This window comes from Lysobacter sp. K5869 (assembly GCF_018847975.1).
In the GTDB taxonomy this organism is placed as follows: Bacteria; Pseudomonadota; Gammaproteobacteria; order Xanthomonadales; family Xanthomonadaceae; genus Lysobacter.
The window spans coordinates 3,033,186-3,048,944 of sequence record NZ_CP072597.1; the positions used below are offsets into that span (position 1 = coordinate 3,033,186).

General features: G+C 69.9%; 12 protein-coding genes. All 12 read right to left on the minus strand.

Going from position 1 to position 15,759, the window contains the following annotated elements; translation table 11 throughout:
• Positions 1 to 110: 110 nt before the first annotated feature.
• Positions 111 to 3,644, minus strand: a complete 3,534-nt coding sequence (gene dnaE / locus J5226_RS13170; RefSeq protein ID WP_215834963.1) for a DNA polymerase III subunit alpha — start codon at positions 3,642 to 3,644, stop codon at positions 111 to 113.
• Positions 3,645 to 4,278: 634 nt separating this feature from the next.
• Positions 4,279 to 4,905: a hypothetical protein gene (locus tag J5226_RS13175; protein ID WP_215834964.1), complete on the minus strand. Its 627-nt coding sequence runs from the start codon at positions 4,903 to 4,905 to the stop codon at positions 4,279 to 4,281.
• Between the two features lie 188 nt (positions 4,906 to 5,093).
• On the minus strand, positions 5,094 to 5,660 hold the full coding sequence (locus tag J5226_RS13180; protein ID WP_215834965.1) for a DUF4166 domain-containing protein: 567 nt from the start codon (positions 5,658 to 5,660) through the stop codon (positions 5,094 to 5,096).
• A gap of 2 nt (positions 5,661 to 5,662) precedes the next feature.
• Positions 5,663 to 6,277, minus strand: a complete 615-nt coding sequence (gene rnhB, locus J5226_RS13185) for a ribonuclease HII (protein WP_215834966.1) — start codon at positions 6,275 to 6,277, stop codon at positions 5,663 to 5,665.
• Between the two features lie 121 nt (positions 6,278 to 6,398).
• Positions 6,399 to 7,649 carry a lipid-A-disaccharide synthase gene (gene lpxB, locus J5226_RS13190; protein WP_215834967.1) on the minus strand — a complete coding sequence of 417 codons (1,251 nt, stop codon included), beginning with the start codon at positions 7,647 to 7,649 and terminating at the stop codon, positions 6,399 to 6,401.
• Positions 7,646 to 8,173 (minus strand): hypothetical protein, encoded by a 528-nt coding sequence (locus J5226_RS13195; RefSeq protein ID WP_215834968.1) that lies wholly within the window; start codon positions 8,171 to 8,173, stop codon positions 7,646 to 7,648. Before J5226_RS13195 ends, lpxB begins: the two co-directional genes overlap by 4 nt.
• 7 nt (positions 8,174 to 8,180) lie before the next feature.
• Entirely contained in the window at positions 8,181 to 8,963 is a 783-nt protein-coding gene (lpxA, locus tag J5226_RS13200; protein ID WP_215834969.1) for an acyl-ACP--UDP-N-acetylglucosamine O-acyltransferase, read from the minus strand.
• A 4-nt stretch (positions 8,964 to 8,967) separates the two neighbouring features.
• The gene (gene fabZ, locus J5226_RS13205; RefSeq protein WP_215834970.1) at positions 8,968 to 9,423 is read right to left on the minus strand and encodes a 3-hydroxyacyl-ACP dehydratase FabZ; all 456 of its coding nucleotides are present in this window, start codon (positions 9,421 to 9,423) and stop codon (positions 8,968 to 8,970) included.
• 149 nt (positions 9,424 to 9,572) lie between these two features.
• Entirely contained in the window at positions 9,573 to 10,598 is a 1,026-nt protein-coding gene (lpxD, locus tag J5226_RS13210) for a UDP-3-O-(3-hydroxymyristoyl)glucosamine N-acyltransferase (protein WP_215834971.1), read from the minus strand.
• Positions 10,599 to 10,624: 26 nt separating this feature from the next.
• Positions 10,625 to 13,087, minus strand: a complete 2,463-nt coding sequence (bamA, locus tag J5226_RS13215) for an outer membrane protein assembly factor BamA (RefSeq protein WP_215834972.1) — start codon at positions 13,085 to 13,087, stop codon at positions 10,625 to 10,627.
• Positions 13,088 to 13,202: 115 nt separating this feature from the next.
• Complete coding sequence (gene rseP / locus J5226_RS13220; RefSeq protein WP_215834973.1) at positions 13,203 to 14,561, minus strand: RIP metalloprotease RseP; 1,359 nt, start codon at positions 14,559 to 14,561, stop codon at positions 13,203 to 13,205.
• Between the two features lie 12 nt (positions 14,562 to 14,573).
• Positions 14,574 to 15,758 carry a 1-deoxy-D-xylulose-5-phosphate reductoisomerase gene (dxr, locus tag J5226_RS13225; protein WP_215834974.1) on the minus strand — a complete coding sequence of 395 codons (1,185 nt, stop codon included), beginning with the start codon at positions 15,756 to 15,758 and terminating at the stop codon, positions 14,574 to 14,576.
• Position 15,759: the final 1 nt, after the last annotated feature.

Consider the following 15,759-nt stretch of genomic DNA (forward strand, 5'->3'; position numbering starts at 1 on the left):
GGGGGCGTACTCGTTGCTCGGTTTCTCCAAGGCGGGTGCGATGGCGTGGAGAGCCCGGCAACGAGCCGATCCGGCGACTCGTTCCTCGTTTCTCTCCGCTCGTTCCCGCCTCAATCGCCCCCGGACCGCGCCCACGGCTTCGACAGCGTCAGCTTCACCGCCTTCACCCCGGGCTGCGCGCGCAGCAGCCCGGTCAGCTCGGCGTCGATGCGCACCGACTGCGGGCCGTTGAGGTCGAGCATGCCGGCCGCGCCGTCGCGCAGCAGGTCCAGGCGGATCGGGGTCGGGCCGGGGCGTTGCTTGGCGAGCAGCGCGTCGACCCGCTGCCAGGTGCCGGGCACGCGCAGGTCCAGGCGCAGGGCCAGACGCTGGGCGTGCTTGGCGCAGACCGCGTTGTAGTCCCAGCAGCGCGCCGCGCGCAGGGCGAAGCCGCCGCTGAAAGCGTCCTCGCGCAGGCCGCCCTGGATCACCAGCAGGCGGTCGCGCGCGAGCATCGAGGCGAATTCGCTGTAGGTCTCGGAGAAGAACGCGCACTCCAGGCGGCCGCGGCCGTCCTCGATCTGCACGAACATCTGGCTGTCGCCCTTCTTGCGCAGGCCGACGACTTGGCCGGCGACGATCACTTCCAGTTCCGGACGCCAGCCGCTGCGCGCGCTTTCCGGGCGCTTTTCCCAGATGCCTTCGAGCTCGCCTAGGTCGGTGCCGACCAGCGAACGCAGCTCGTCGCGGTACGGATCGAAGGGATGGCCGCTGAGGTAGTGGCCGAGGGTTTCGCGTTCGCCGTGCAGGATCTGCGCCAGCGGCCACTCGTTGGTTTCCGGCAGGTCCAGGTGCAGCGCAGGCGCGGCGGCTTCGAAGCCGCCGAACAGCGAGACCTGGCCCGCCGCGCGTTCCTTCGCCAGTTGGTCGGTGGCCTTGATCGCTTCGGGCAGCTGCAGCATCAGGCTCGCGCGGTTCTTGCCCAGGCCGTCGAGCGCGCCGGCGTGGGTCAGCGCTTCCAGCGCGCGACGGTTGAGCTTGCCGCTGTCCACGCGCTTGCAGAAGTCGAGCAGGTCGACGAACGGGCCGGCGCGGCGCGCTTCCACGATCGCCTCGCACACGCCGCGGCCGACGCCCTTCACCGCGCCGATGCCGTAGCGGATGGTGTTGGCGTCGATCGCCTCGAACATGTACTCCGATTCGTTGACGTGCGGCGGCAGCACGGTGATGCCCATCACCCGCGCTTCGTCGAGGAAGTTCACCACCTTGTCGGTGTTGTCCATGTCCGACGAGCAGGTCGCGGCCATGAACTCGGCGCCGTAGTGGCGCTTGAGCCAGCCGGTCTGATACGCGACCAGCGCGTAGGCGGCCGAGTGCGACTTGTTGAAGCCGTACTCGGCGAACTTCTCCATCAAGTCGAAGATCGGGCTGGCCTGCTTGGCCGGGATGTTGCGCTCGGCGCAGCCGGCTTCGAACTTGGCGCGCTCCTTGGCCATCTCCTCCGGCTTCTTCTTGCCCATCGCGCGGCGCAGCATGTCGGCGCCGCCGAGGGTGTAGCCGGCCAGGACCTGGGCGATCTGCATCACCTGTTCCTGGTAGACGATGACGCCGTAGGTCGGCGCCAGCACCGGTTCCAGCGAGTCGTGCGGATAGGTGACTTCGGCGTTGCCGTGCTTACGGTCGACCCAGTCCTTGTCCATCCCCGAGCCCAGCGGGCCGGGACGGAACAGCGCGGCGAGCGCGATGATGTCTTCGAAGGTGTCGGGCTTGGCGCGCTTGAGCAGCTCGCGCATGCCGCGCGATTCGAACTGGAACACCGCGACCGTGTCGCCGCGCGCGAACAGTTCGTAAGTGGGCTTGTCGGTCAGCTCCAGCGCGTTGACGTCGAGCGGTTCGAGCCCTTCCTTGGCGCGGCGCTTGTTGATCGCGCGCACCGCCCAATCGATGATCGTCAGCGTGCGCAGGCCGAGGAAGTCGAACTTGACCAGGCCGACGGCTTCGACGTCGTCCTTGTCGAACTGGGTCACCGGGTTGCGGCCGCGGCCCTCGCCGTCGTGTTCGGCGAACAGCGGGCAGAAATCCGACAGCGGGCTCGGCGCGATCACCACGCCGCCGGCGTGCTTGCCGGCGTTGCGGGTCAGGTCTTCCAGGCTGCGCGCCAGGTCGAGCAGGTCGCGCACGTCGTCTTCGTTGCGGTAGCGCTGGATCAGGTCGGCCGAGGCCAGTTCCGGATTCTTCGCCGCCGCCTCGGATTCGCCCAGCGCGTCGTCGAGCGAGATGCCCAAGGTCATCGGGATCAGCTTGGCGATGCCGTCGACGAAGCCGTAGGGATGGCCGAGCACGCGCCCGGCGTCGCGCACCACCGCCTTCGCGGCCATGGTGCCGTAGGTGATGATCTGCGAGACGCGGTCGCGGCCGTACTTGCGTGCGACGTAGTCGATGACCTCGTCGCGGCGGTCCATGCAGAAGTCGATGTCGAAGTCGGGCATCGACACGCGTTCGGGATTGAGGAAGCGCTCGAACAGCAGGTCGTAGGGCAGCGGGTCCAGATCGGTGATGCCCAGCGCCCACGCCACCAGCGAACCGGCGCCCGAACCGCGGCCCGGGCCGACCGGGATCTCGTGGTCCTTGGCCCAGTTGATGAAGTCCGCGACGATCAGGAAGTAGCCGGGGAAGCCCATCTTGATGATGACGTCCAGCTCCACGTCCAGGCGCTGGTCGTATTCCTCGCGGGTCTTGCCGGGCGCGAGCGGGTTCTTCTCCAGGCGCTTGGCCAGGCCTTCGCGCGACTGCGTGCGCAACCACGATTCGATGGTGTGGTCGCTCGGCGTGGGGAACGCCGGCAGCGCGTATTCGCCGAGCTTGAGCTCGACGTTGCAGCGCGTGGCCAGGGCCAGGGCGTTGTCGATCGCGTCGGGCGCGTCGGCGAACAGCGCGGCCATTTCCTCGCTGGTCTTGAGGTATTGCTCTTCGGTGTAGTCGCGCGGGCGCTTGGGGTCGTCGAGCACGCGGCCGGAGGCGATGCACACGCGCGCTTCGTGCGCGTCGAAGCCGTCGCGGTCGAGGAAGCGCGCGTCGTTGCTGGCCACCACCGGCAGGCCGCGCTTGCTCGCGGCGTGCAGGGCGAAGGCGTTGAAGGCGTCTTCGCCGTCGCGCTGGGTGCGGGTGAGTTCCAGGTGCAGGCGGTCGCCGAACACGCCCTGCCAATCCACCAGCCAGGCGTGGGCGAGTTCTTCGCGGTTGGTCGCGGCCAAGCGTCCGCCAAGGCTGTTGCGGCCGGCCAGCGCGAACAGGCCGTCGTTGTCCTCGCGCAGCCATTCCGGACGCAGCACCACGCCTTCGGTGCGGTGGCCTTCCATCCAGGCGCGGCTGAGCAGGCGCGACAGGCTCAGGTAACCGCCGCGGTCGCGGCACAGCAGGGTCATGCGCGTGGCGGCTTCGTTGCCGTCGGCGAGGTGCACGTCGGCGCCGATGATCGGCTTGATGCCGGCGCCTTCGCAGGATTTGTAGAACTTGACCGCGGCGAAGATGTTGTCGACGTCGGTCAGGGCGACGGCCGGCTGGCCGAGGGCGACGCAACGCTTGACCAGATCGCCGATGCGGAGGGTCGAGTCGGCCAGCGAGTACTCGCTGTGCAAGTGGAGATGAACGAAGGGAGCGGACATGCGTACCGGGTCTGCGGCCGTGCCGGGGAAGATCGTGCCGTGAGCCTCGCGCCTTGGCGGCGAGAGCCCGGGACGGCCGTCGGCACGGCGGGGAAAGTGCCGGATTGCAGGGTATCAGTACGGTGGTTTGGGGCAAGGCTTGACAGCGGGGTGGGGCGGGGAACGAGCGGGGAGGAACGAGGAACGAGTGGCTGGCGGTGGGGCTGGCGGCGGCGTTGTGCGGTTTTGGGCGGTTGTGGTTTCGGTGCGGCGGAGGGGGTATGCGTTTGTCCGTGGAGCGTCGCGGCGGGTGGGGATACGAGGTCGGGCGGTGCGGCTCGGCTGCGGGTTTTCTCGGCCGACGATTGGCCGCGTCGCGGCTTGCGCCACTCCTGCAGGTAGCTTCGGATGGAACGGGTGCGAGCGTGGGGCGGGAATGTCGCGGCGAGCGGGAATGCGGGGTTGGGTGGCGCGTCGCGGCTTGCGCCGCTCCTACAGGGCGAGTCCGTTGCGGCCGAAGCCGCCTGTAGGAGCGGCGTGAGCCGCGACCGCGACAATCCGAACTACGGCGCGACCGCACTCGCCGGCGCAGCCACAGCCGCGAGGCGCCGCGCACGCGACGCCCCGATGACGGGCCGCTCGGCCGCCAACCCGCTCAAGTCACCCGAAACACCGGCTCCGGCGTGCGCCCGTTGGCGTAATGGCTGTCGCTGACCCGCGCGTGGTGCTGCAGCAAGGCCAACTCGGCCAGCCGGTCGCGGACCCAGGCCGCGCGCTGCTCGCCGGCGTCGCCGGCCGGGTGTTCGACCTGCAGATAGGCGCGGAAGTCGCGGTAGTCCTCGGCTTCGGCCGCGAACGCCGGCCAGGTCAGTTCGATCAGCAGCACGTCGTCGAGCAGGCCCAGCAGCGGCACCCGGTCGTCGATCAGGTCCTCGCCTTGGTCGACGTAGGCGAACAAACGCTGCAGGCGCCGGCGCGTCGCCGAATCGCAATCCCAGGCCGGGTCGGCGGCCATCGCGCGCAGGTCCTGCAGGCACCGCAGGCGGGTGTCGATGGCGTGGCGGGCCTGCGCGGGCGGCAGTTGCGCCAGCCAGCCGGCGAGGCGCTCCAGGCGGTCGGCGTCGACCCGCGCGGCGTCGGGGTGGATCTCGTGGACCAGCGCGTCGAAGGCGGCGATCGCGGCCGGGCGCAGGACCATCGCCGGCTCGTAGGGCTGGTGGTGGTGCGACGGCGGGGCGCGCTCGAACGGCAGCGGCTCGGCGGTCCGGGTGGGGTGAGGCATGCGCATGGGACACCTCGCGGCCGGCCCGTTTCGGGGGGCGGGGAGGTCCGCGTCGCGGGCCGGAAAACGACGCGGACCGGTGCGTTGGGAGCGTGGCCAACGATGCGCCTGGGCGGAGTCTGCGCGCGAGGGTCTGAAGTCGTTGTGACCTGTGGCACGCCTGAGCGTTCAGGCGGACGGCGCGGCGTTCAGTCGGCGGCGTCGACCCGGCGGACCCGGCCGTCGTAGTGAATGAGCCGCCCCAGCAGCGGGAAATCGGCCTGGGAGAAGAACCGCAGCGCGCCGTCCTCGTCCTGCGCCTCCCACGACACGATCCGCGGCCCGAGCGCGCGCGGCAGCGGCAGCGGGCCCAGCGCCCAGCCGGCGAAATCCCAATGCAGCGCGCCGGCGTCTTCGCGCAGGGCGAAGCGGAAGCGGAACGGGCCGAAGGTTTCGGCCAGCCGCCCATCGGCGCCGGGATGGAACGAGGAGGCGAAGCGGCGCGCGCCGAAGCGGCGGTGCCAGCGCTCGCGGCCGTCGCGGGTTTCGATGCGCAGACTCACCGGCGTGCGTTCGGCCGGCACCGGAAACCCGAACCACCAACGCAGCCAACGCGCCGGCGCGTGCGCGGCGCCGCGCACCAGCGCTTCGCCCGCGTAGACGCCGTCGCCGGCCTCGTGGAACTCGCGCACCGCCGGACGCAGGCGCGCGTGCGCGTCGCGGCCGAGCAACTGCGCGAACACCCGCGGCGCGGGCGCGTCGTCGGCCGCGGCCATGTTCAGAACAGCTCGGTCTGCACGAACGCGTCGCGCACCGGCGCGAAGCTGCGCCGGTGCTGCGGACACGGCCCGTGCGCCTGCAGCGCGGCCAGATGCGCGGCGGTGGAATAGCCCTTGTGGCGGTCGAAGCCGTAGTGCGGCCAGGTCTCGTGCAATTGCTGCATGAGCCGGTCGCGCGCGACCTTGGCCAGGATCGAGGCGGCCATGATCGCCGGCTCGATCGCGTCGCCGCCGATCAGCGCCTCGCCGCGGCAGGGCAGGCCCTTGGGCAGATGGTTGCCGTCCACGCGCGCCAGATCCGCTTGCGGGTTCAAGCCCGTCAGCGCGCGGCACATGCCGGCCATGGTCGCCTGGAAGATGTTGATGCGGTCGATCTCCTCGACCTCGACGAACTCGATCCGCCACGCCAGCGCGCGTTCCTGGATCAGCGGGAACAGCGCCTCGCGCTTGGCCTCGGTGAGCTTCTTGGAATCGTCCAGCCCGTCGATGCGCCGGCGCGGGTGCAGGATCACCGCGGCCACCGCGACCGGCCCGGCCAGCGGCCCGCGGCCGGCTTCGTCGACGCCGGCGATGAGGCGGGGCTTGCGGCGGGTGGGGGCGGTGGGAATGTCCAAGGGCTAGGAACGAGTGAAGAGGAACGAGTGAAGAGGAACGAGTGAAGAGGAACGAGTCGAAGCGGGCGGAGCGACGAGGCGGCCGGTCGCCGCGACTCGTCGCTCGTTCCTGGAGTTTAAATCACGGGCTCGCGGACGGTTTCGCGCCCGCGCCTTCGCCGATCAACTCGCCGATGGCGTCGGCGGCGCGCGCGGAGGCGTCGCGCTTGAGCTCCAGGTGGATGCGCTGGAACTTCGGCAGCAGCGCCGCGCTCGCGGCGGGGTCGCGCAGCCAGCGCAGGGTCGCGCCGGCGAGGTTTTCCGGGGTGCAGTCGTGCTGCATCAGCTCGGGCACCACGGCTTCGCCGGCGAGCACGTTCGGCAGCGCGTAGTGGTCGACCTTGAGCATGCCCAGGCGCTTGACCAGGGTGTAGGTCAGCGGCGAGACCTTGTAGGCCACCACCATCGGCCGCTTGGCCAGCATCGCTTCCAGCGTGGCGGTGCCCGAGGCCAGCAGCACCGCGTCGCTGGCGACCATCACCGTGCGCGCGCCGCGGTCGACGATGCGCAGCGCGCGGCGCACGCGTTCGCCGTCGGGATGCGCGGCGAGGATGCGCTCGAACGCGGCCCGCGCGCGCGCGCTGGCCATCGGCGCGACGATGCCCAGGCGCGGTTCGGCCGCCAGCAGCAGCGCGGCGCAGGCGATGAAATCGGCGGCCAGGGTTTCGATCTCGCCCACGCGCGAACCCGGCAGCATCGCCAGGATCGGCGCTTCGTCGTCGAGCCCGAGGGTCATGCGCGCGCCGTCGCGGTCGGGCTGCACCGGCATCTCGTCGGCGAGCGGATGGCCGACGAAGCGCGCGTCCACGCCGTATTCGGCGTAGATCGGCGGCTCCATCGGGAACAGGCACAGCACCCGGTCGGCGCTGAGCCCGATCTTCTGCGCGCGCTTGCGCCGCCACGCCCACACCGACGGGCTGACGTAGTGCGCGGTGCGCACGCCGCGCTGCTTGAGCCAGCGCTCGACCCCGAGATTGAAGTCGGGCGCGTCGATGCCGATGAAGGCGTCGGGCTTCCAATCCAGGATGCGTTGGCGCACGTCGCGGCGCAGGCGCAGCAGCCGCGGCAGGTGCTTGAGCACTTCGACCAAGCCCATCACCGCCAGTTCGCCGGCGTCGAACCAGGTGTCCATGCCGGCCGCGCGCATCTGCTCGCCGCCAATGCCGACGAACTCGGCGCCGGGATAGCGCCGGCGCAGTTCCTGGATCAGTCCCGCGCCGAGCAGGTCGCCGGAGGCTTCGCCGGCGATCAGGGCGAAGCGCGGCGGCGGAGGCGGCGCGGCGGGAAAGATTTCGTCGATGGGGGCGGTGGGAGCGGCGGTCGCGGCGTTCATCGGGGGATGGGGCGCTCTTGGAAGTGGCGTTCCAGTTCGAGTTCGTACTGGCTGCGTTCGAATACGAATCGCAGCGGACCGGGCGGGGCGGACGCGGAGGTCGCCGCGGTCTCGTCGCCGCCATTCTCGCCCGGATTCGGCCCGACCATGGGGCCGGTATCGTCCTCGCGCGTCACTTGCCGCCAAACGACGTGATCGCGGTCAAGCTCCAGAATGCAGGAGATCACGCCGCAGTAGTCGCAGCCGCAGTGGCAGCGATACAGCACCAGCCGGCCCGAGCCGAACTGGTTGTGCGCCGGCTGCAGGCCCAGGAACGCGGCGCGGCCGCGTTCGGCCAGCGCCGGCGGCAGGGCAAGGTCGAGATCGGTATCGCTGTTGCCCAGATCGCGCGTCAGGCCGAGCCAGTGCGCGAGCGGGCGTTCGTCGATGAACAGTTCGGCGGCTTCGGCGCGGTGCGGCGCGCCGTCGATGTCGTAGGCGACGACGGTCCGGCCGATGCGCAGGCGCTGGACCGTCGCGCTCATCGCCGCCTCAGCGCAGCAGCGGCCGCTCGCCGGTGCCGATGAAGTCGAGCAGCGCGCGCACGTCGACGCTGTCGGCGGCGAGCTCCTCGAGCTTGGCGCGCGCTTCCTCCAGCGAGGTGCCGGACATGAAGACGGCGCGGTAGGCGCGCTTGATCGCGGCGATGCGCTCGGGGCCGAAACCGCGGCGCTTGAGCCCTTCGGCGTTGATCCCGCGCGGGCGGCCGTAGCCGTCCTGGGCCACCATCAGGAACGGCGCGACGTCGCCGTTGACCAGCGCGCCCATGCCGATGAAGGCGTGCGCGCCGACCCGGCAGAACTGATGGATGCCGGAGAAGCCGCTCATGATGACGTGGTCTTCGACGGTGACGTGGCCGGCCAGCGTGGAGTTGTTGGAGAACACGCAGTCGTTGCCGATGCGGCAATCGTGGGCGACGTGGGTGTAGGCCAGCAGCCAGTTGCGGTCGCCGATGCGGGTGACGCCGCCGCCGCTGCCGGTGCCGCGGTTGACGGTGACGAACTCGCGGAAGCTGTTGCCGTCGCCGATTACCAGTTCGGTGCGCTCGCCGGCGAACTTCTTGTCCTGCGGGTCGCCGCCGATCGCGCACTGCGCGTGGAAGCGGTTGTCGCGGCCGATCCGGGTCGGCCCGTGGACCACGCAGTGCGGGCCGAACACGGTGCCGTCGCCGACCTCGACCTCGGCGCCGATGTAGCAGAACGCGCCGACCACGACGCCGTCGCCGAGCTTCGCGGCGGGATCGACGAAGGCGGTGGGGTGGATGGTGGCGCTCATCGGATCAGTCCTTGGCTTCGGCGCACATGATGTCGGCGCTGGCCACCTCGCAGCCGTCGACGCGGGCGACGCCGCGGAACAAGGCCATGTTGCGGATCATGCGCTTGAGATCGACTTCCAGCTCCAGGCGGTCGCCGGGCACGACCATGCGCGAGAAGCGGGCGTTGTCGACCTTGACCAGATAGAACGAGCGGCCCGCGGCGACGCCGCCGTGCGAGACCTGGGTCAGCAGGCCGCCGGCCTGGGCCAGCGCCTCGATCACCAGCACGCCGGGCATGACCGGGTTGCCGGGGAAATGGCCGTTGAAGAAAGGCTCGTTGCAGCTCACGCCCTTGATGGCGAGCACGCGCTTGTGCGGTTCCAGTTCCAGCACGCGGTCGATCAGCAGGAACGGGTAGCGGTGCGGGAGCAGTTGCTGGATCGCCGGCACGTCGAGCGGGAGTTGCAGGGTCTGGCTCATCTTGTCTTTCGTCCTTTATCGCACGTCCTGTGCTCGCAGCCGCCGTGCGTGGCGGCCCTTGTGGTGTGACACGGTACCGTCATTGTCCCGCAGTTTCCCCGGCGGGTGTGGCGGCACCGTATGGAGCCCGGCGCGACCGGGCGGGCGGCTCAGCCCTCGTCCGCGTCGGAACCGCCGCGGGTGCGCCGGGCGATCGCGTCGAGCTGCTTGAAGCGCGCGGCGTTCTTGCGCCAGCTGCGGTTGTCCATCAGCGGGGTGCCGGAGGAGTACTCGCCGGGCTCGCGGATCGAGCGGGTGACCAGGCTCATCGCGGTGATGGTGACCTTGTCGCAGACTTCCAGATGGCCCAGCACGCCGGCGCCGCCGCCGATCAGGCAGTAGCGGCCGATCTTGGCGCTGCCGGCCGCGGCCGAGCAGCCGGCCATGGCGCTGTGCGCGCCGATGTGGACGTTGTGGCCGATCTGGATCTGGTTGTCGAGGCGCACGTCCTCTTCGAGCACGGTGTCCTCGATGGCGCCGCGGTCGATCGTGGTGTTGGCGCCGATCTCGCAGTCGTCGCCGATCGATACGCCGCCGAGCTGCGGCACCTTGAGCCAGCGCCCGGCTTCCATCGCCAAACCGAAGCCGTCGGCGCCGAGCACCGCGCCGGGGTGGATCAGCACGCGCCGCCCCAGCCGCACCCGGGTCACCAGGGTCACCCGGGCGACCAGTTCGCAGCCTTCGCCGACGATGCAGTCGTCGCCGATCACGCAGCCCGGGCCGAGCATCGCGCCGGCTTCGATGCGGCTGCGCGCGCCGATGCTGACGAACGGGCCGACGTGGGCGAGCGGAGAGACTTCGGCGCTGGGATCGATGGCCGCGGAGGGATGGATGCCGGCCGGGCGTTCGGGCTTGGGCTCGAACAGGGCGGACATCTTGGCGAAGGCCGAGTAGGGATCGCGCGCGATCAGCGCGGTGCCGGGGTAACCCGCGGCCGCGTCCTCGCGCATCACCACCACGCCGGCGGCGCTGCCGTCGAGCTGCGAGCGGTATTTGGGATTGGCGAGGAACGCCAATTGCGCCGGCCCGGCCTTGGCCAGGGTGCCGACGCCGGCGACGCGGATGTCGCCGTCGCCGTGCAGGCCGAGCGCGAAGCGCTCGGCCAGTTCGGACGCGGTGTAGGAAACCGGATTCACGCCAGGATGCGGCCGCGAGGCCGCGCTCAGAACGTGCCGCCGAAGGTGAACTGCAGGCGCTCGAGTTCGTCGCCGCGGCCGGTCTTCTTGCCGTTGACGTCGAGCACGTCGTCCTGCTTCTTGAACGGGAACGCGTAGCTGATCGAGATCGGGCCCATCGGCGAGCGCCACATCAGCGCGATGCCGGCCGAGGCGCGCAGTTCGCCCGCGTCGAAGGCGTCGTAGTCCTTGTAGACGTTGCCGAAGTCGACGAACGCCGACACGCGCGCGGCCGGAGTGTCGAGCAGGGTCGGGAAGTACATTTCCAGCGAGCCGGTGGTCTTGAACGCGCCGCCCAGCGGCTGCGCGTAGGTGCCGTTGTTGGAGGCCTCGCGCGGACCCAGGGTGTTGTCGGTGAAGCCGCGCACCGAACGCACGCCGCCGGCGTAGAAGTTCTCGAAGAACGGCAGGCCGGTCGCGGTGATGGTTTCCGGCGGCAGCGGGCCGGGGCCGTCGCGGTCGATCACGCGGCTGGTGTCGCTGCCGTAGCTGTCGCCGTAGCCCAGTTCGGCGCGGGTGTTGAGCACCAGATGGCGCGACAGCGGCCAGAACTTGGAGAAGCTGTAGTTGATCTTGTAGTACTCGACCGTCGAGCCCGGCAGGGTCGCTTCCAGCCACAGGCGCTGCTGGGTGCCGGCGGTCGGGGTCAGCGCGTGGTTGAGGCTGTTGCGGCCCCAGCCGATCTGCGCGCGCCAGGCCTTGAAGGTGCGGTGGCCGAGCGCATCGAGGTAATCGACGATGCTCTGCGGGGTGTAGCTGCGGCCGATCAGGATCTCGTTGCTGTCGATGCCGACCAGGCCGGTGATGGCGTCGGTCTCGGTCAGCGGAATGCCCAGCACGACCTGCGCGGTGCCGTTGGTGGTGGAGTACTGCGCGGTGTTGAAGTCGGAGTAGTCCAACTTGCGCCACGACAGGTTGTAGCCCAGCGAGACGCCGTCGTCGGTGAAGTAGGGGTTGGTGTAGGAGAAGTCGAAGCGCTCTTGGTAGTAGCTGCGCTGCGCCTGCACCGACACGCGGTTGCCGCTGCCGAGGAAGTTGTTCTGCGACAGCTGGATCTGCGTGGTCAGCTTGCCGAGCTGCGAATAGCCCAGGCCGAACACGAAGCTGCCGGAGGTGGTTTCCTTGAGGTTGTAGACCACGTCGACCTGATCGTTGCTGCCGGGCACCGGCTTGCTCTCGACGTCGACGGTCTCGAAGTAGCCCAGGCCCTGCAGACGGATCTTGGAACGGTCGATCGCCGCCTGCGAATACCACGTGCCCTCGAACTGGCGCATTTCGCGGCGCAAGACCTCGTCGCCGGTGCGGGTGTTGCCCTTGAAGATGACCCGGCGCACGTTCACGCGCGGACCCGGCACCACCTGCATGTTGATGCCGACGGTCTTGTTCTCGCGGTTGATGTCCGGGATCGGATTGACCTGCGCGAACGCGTAGCCGACGTTGCCGAGGGTCGCGGTGATCGCGTCGGAGCTGATCTCCAGCAAGCGCCGCGAGAAGATCTGCTCGGGCTTGACGATGACCAGCTTCTCGATGTCTTCCTTCGGCAGGATGGTGTCGCCGGTGACCTGCACGCTGGCGATCTTGTACTGGTCGCCCTCGCTCAGGCCGGCGGTGAGGAACATGTCCTGACGGTCGGGGCTGATCGAGACCTGGGTCGAGTCGATGCTGAAATCGACGTAGCCGCGGTCGAGGTAGTAGGCGTTGAGCTTTTCCAGATCGCCGGACAGCTTCTCGCGCGAGTACTGATCGTCGCGGCGGTACCAGCTCAGCCAGTTGTGCTCGCGCGACTCCCAGCCGTTGAGGATGTCCTTCTGCTCGAACTTGTCGTTGCCGATCAGGTTGATGTGGCGGATCTTGGCCGCCTTGCCTTCCTTGACGTTGATCGTGATGTCGACGCGGTTGCGGTCCAGCCGCGCCACGGTCGGGGTGATCTCGACGTTGTACTTGCCGCGGTTGTTGTACTGGCGCGCCAAGTCCTGGGTGACCTTGTCCAGCGCCAGCCGGTCGAAGGTTTCGCCTTCGGCCAGGCCGATGTCCTTCAGGCCCTTGAGCAGGTCGTCGGACTTGATGTCCTTGTTGCCGCTGAGGGTGAGCTTGTTGATCGCCGGACGCTCGGTCACGGTCACCACCAGGATGGTGCCCTGGCGGTCGAGCTGCACGTCCTCGAAGAAGCCGGTCTTGTACAGCGCGCGGATCGCGTCGCCGGCCTTGGCGCTGTCCATGGTGTCGCCGCGCTCGACCGGCAGGTAGGTGAAGACCGTACCGGCGGAAATGCGCTGCAGGCCGTCGATGCGGATGTCGCTGACGGTGAACGAACCGGCGGCCGGCGTCTTGGCGCCGCCTCCCAGCGCGAACGGATCGGCGGACTGCGCCATCGCGGGAATCGCCGGGGCCGAGGTCATTGCCGTGGCAAGGGCGAGGGCGAGCAGGCGGCGATTAGGAATTCGCGTCATCATTACGTCCGTTGGGGGCTGTTTGCCGCGCTGAGGCGCTGGCAGGGGGCGAAGCGGGCAGGGAAGCGTGCTTGGAAAGCGGGGCGAAGCGAGGGAGCGAGCGTCAGGCCGGCATTCAGCGCACCAGGTTGTTCAAGATGTCGTTGTAGAACGCCAGCCCCATGAGGCTCGCGATCAACGCCAGACCGACGAAATGCCCGGCCGCCATGGCTCGCTCGCTGACTGGGCTGCCCTTAACAAGCTCGATAAGGTAATACAGCAGGTGTCCGCCGTCCAAGATCGGGATCGGCAGCAGGTTCAGGATGCCCAGGCTCAGCGACAGCATCGCCAGCAGCTGCAGGTACCACGCCGGGCCGTTGTTGGCGTAGGCGTTGGCGGCGCGGCCGATGGTGACCGGGCCGGCCACGGTGTTCTGCAGCGAGACCCGGCCGGTGAAGGCGCGGCCGATCATCGCGTACAGCTCGCTGGCCTGATGCCAGCTCTCGCGCAGCGCCGCCGGGAACGCCTGCAGCGGGCCGTAGCGCAGCACCGCGTCGCGCTGGGGCACCGGCGGATTGGCTGGTTCGACGCCGAAGCCCCAGAACGAGCGGCCGTCGCGCTCGATCCAGGCCGGCTGGATTTCCAGCGCCAGACGGTCGCCGTTGCGCTGGACTTCGATCATCGCCTTGCCGCCGCGCTCGCCCAGGCGCTTGACCGCGGCGGGCAGGTCGTTCCAGCTCGGGATCGGGTCGCCGTCCAGGGCGGTGATGCGGTCGCCCTCGGCCAGCACGCGCCAGCCGGGCATGTCCGGCAGCACTCGGCCGATCACCGCCGGAATCATCTCGTGGCGGCCGGCCAGACCGATCACCTGGACCGCGCGGCGCTGGTCGAATTCGGCCGGCAGATGGGACAGGCGCAGGGTGCGGACCAGCTCGCTGCCGTTCTCGGCGCGGACCTTGACCGGCACGTCGTCGCGGTCGAGCGCGTGCGGGATCAGCGCCATCTGCACCTCGCTCCAGGTCGGGGTGGCGCGCTCGCCGACGGATTCGATGGTGTCGCCGCGGCGCAGCCCGGATTCGGCGGCGATGGCCGACACGCTGCCGACCACCGGCGCGTAATCGGGCCGGCCGATCACGAACATGCCCCACAGGAAGGCCACGCACAGGATCAGGTTGGCGGCCGGACCGGCGGCGACGATGGCGATGCGTTGCCACACCGGCTTGCGGTTGAAGGCGTAGGGCTGCAGGGCTTCGCCGATCTCGTACTCGCGCTCGTCGAGCATCTTGACGTAGCCGCCGAGCGGGATGCGGCCGATGGCGTATTCGGTGCCGTCCTTGCCGACCCGCATCCACAGCGGCTTGCCGAAGCCGATGGAGAAGCGCAGCACCTTGACCCCGCAGCGGCGGGCGACCCAAAAGTGGCCGAATTCGTGGAAGGTCACCAGCAAACCGATGCTGATGATCAGCCACCACAGGGAGCCCAGGATTTCGCTCATGGCCGTGTCGGGTCAGGGTCGGGCGGCGTGGCCGATCGCCTGCTCGGCGTGGCGGCGGGCCTGGAGATCGGCCTCGCGCAGCGCCGCCAGCGAGCTGGCCGGGGTGGGCGGAAGCGCGGCGAGGGTGTCCTCGACCAGCGCGGGAATCGCTAGGAAGCCTACGCGCCGCTGAAGAAAGGCTGAAACGGCCACTTCGTTGGCGGCGTTGAGCGTGGCCGGCGCGGTGCCGCCGGCGGCCAGGGCCTGGAAGGCCAGGCGCAGGCAGGGGAAGGCGTCCAGGTCCGGGCGCTCGAATTCGAGCTTGCCGTGGGCGAGCAGGTCCAGCCCCGACACCCCCGACTCGATCCGCTGCGGCCAGCCGAAACCGACCGCCAGCGAGGTGCGCATGTCCGGCAGGCCGAGCTGGGCCAAGGTCGAGCCGTCGACGAATTCGACCAGCGAATGGACCAGGCTCTGCGGATGCACCAGCACCTCGATCGGCAGCCCGGGGCGGCCGAACAGGTGGTGGGCCTCGATCACTTCCAGCCCCTTGTTCATCAGCGTGGCCGAGTCGACCGAGATCTTCGGGCCCATCGACCACTTCGGGTGGGCGACGGCCTGCTCCGGGGTGACTTCGCCCAATTGCGAACGTGTACGCCCGCGGAACGGCCCGCCGGAGGCGGTCAGTAGGATCCGCTTGAGCCCGGCGTGGGCGTGGGCGTCGGGCAGGCACTGGAAGATCGCGTTGTGCTCGCTGTCGATCGGCACGATGCTCGCGCCGGCCTCGTGCGCGGCGCGCATCAGCAGCTCGCCGGCCAGCACCAGCGATTCCTTGTTGGCCAGCAACAGGCGCTTGCCGGCGCGCGCGGCGGCGAGCGTGGAATCCAGGCCGGCGGCGCCGACGATCGCCGCGACCACGGTGTCGCAGGCGTCGGAGCCGGCCAGTTCGACCAGCGCCTCGCCGCCGCAATGCGCCTGGGTCGGCAGGCCGCGCTCGCGCAGGCCGTCGCGCAGGGCGTCGTAGCAGGCCGGATCGGCGATGACCGCGTGCAGCGGACGATGCCGCTCGCACAGCGCCAGCAGCGCCTCGACCTTGCCGCCGGCGGCGAGCACGGTGGCCTGCAGCGCCTGCGGATGGCGGGCGATCACGTCCAGCGCCGAAGCGCCGATGGAACCGGTGGCGCCGAGCACGGCGACCTTGCGCATAGGCAGCGTCATC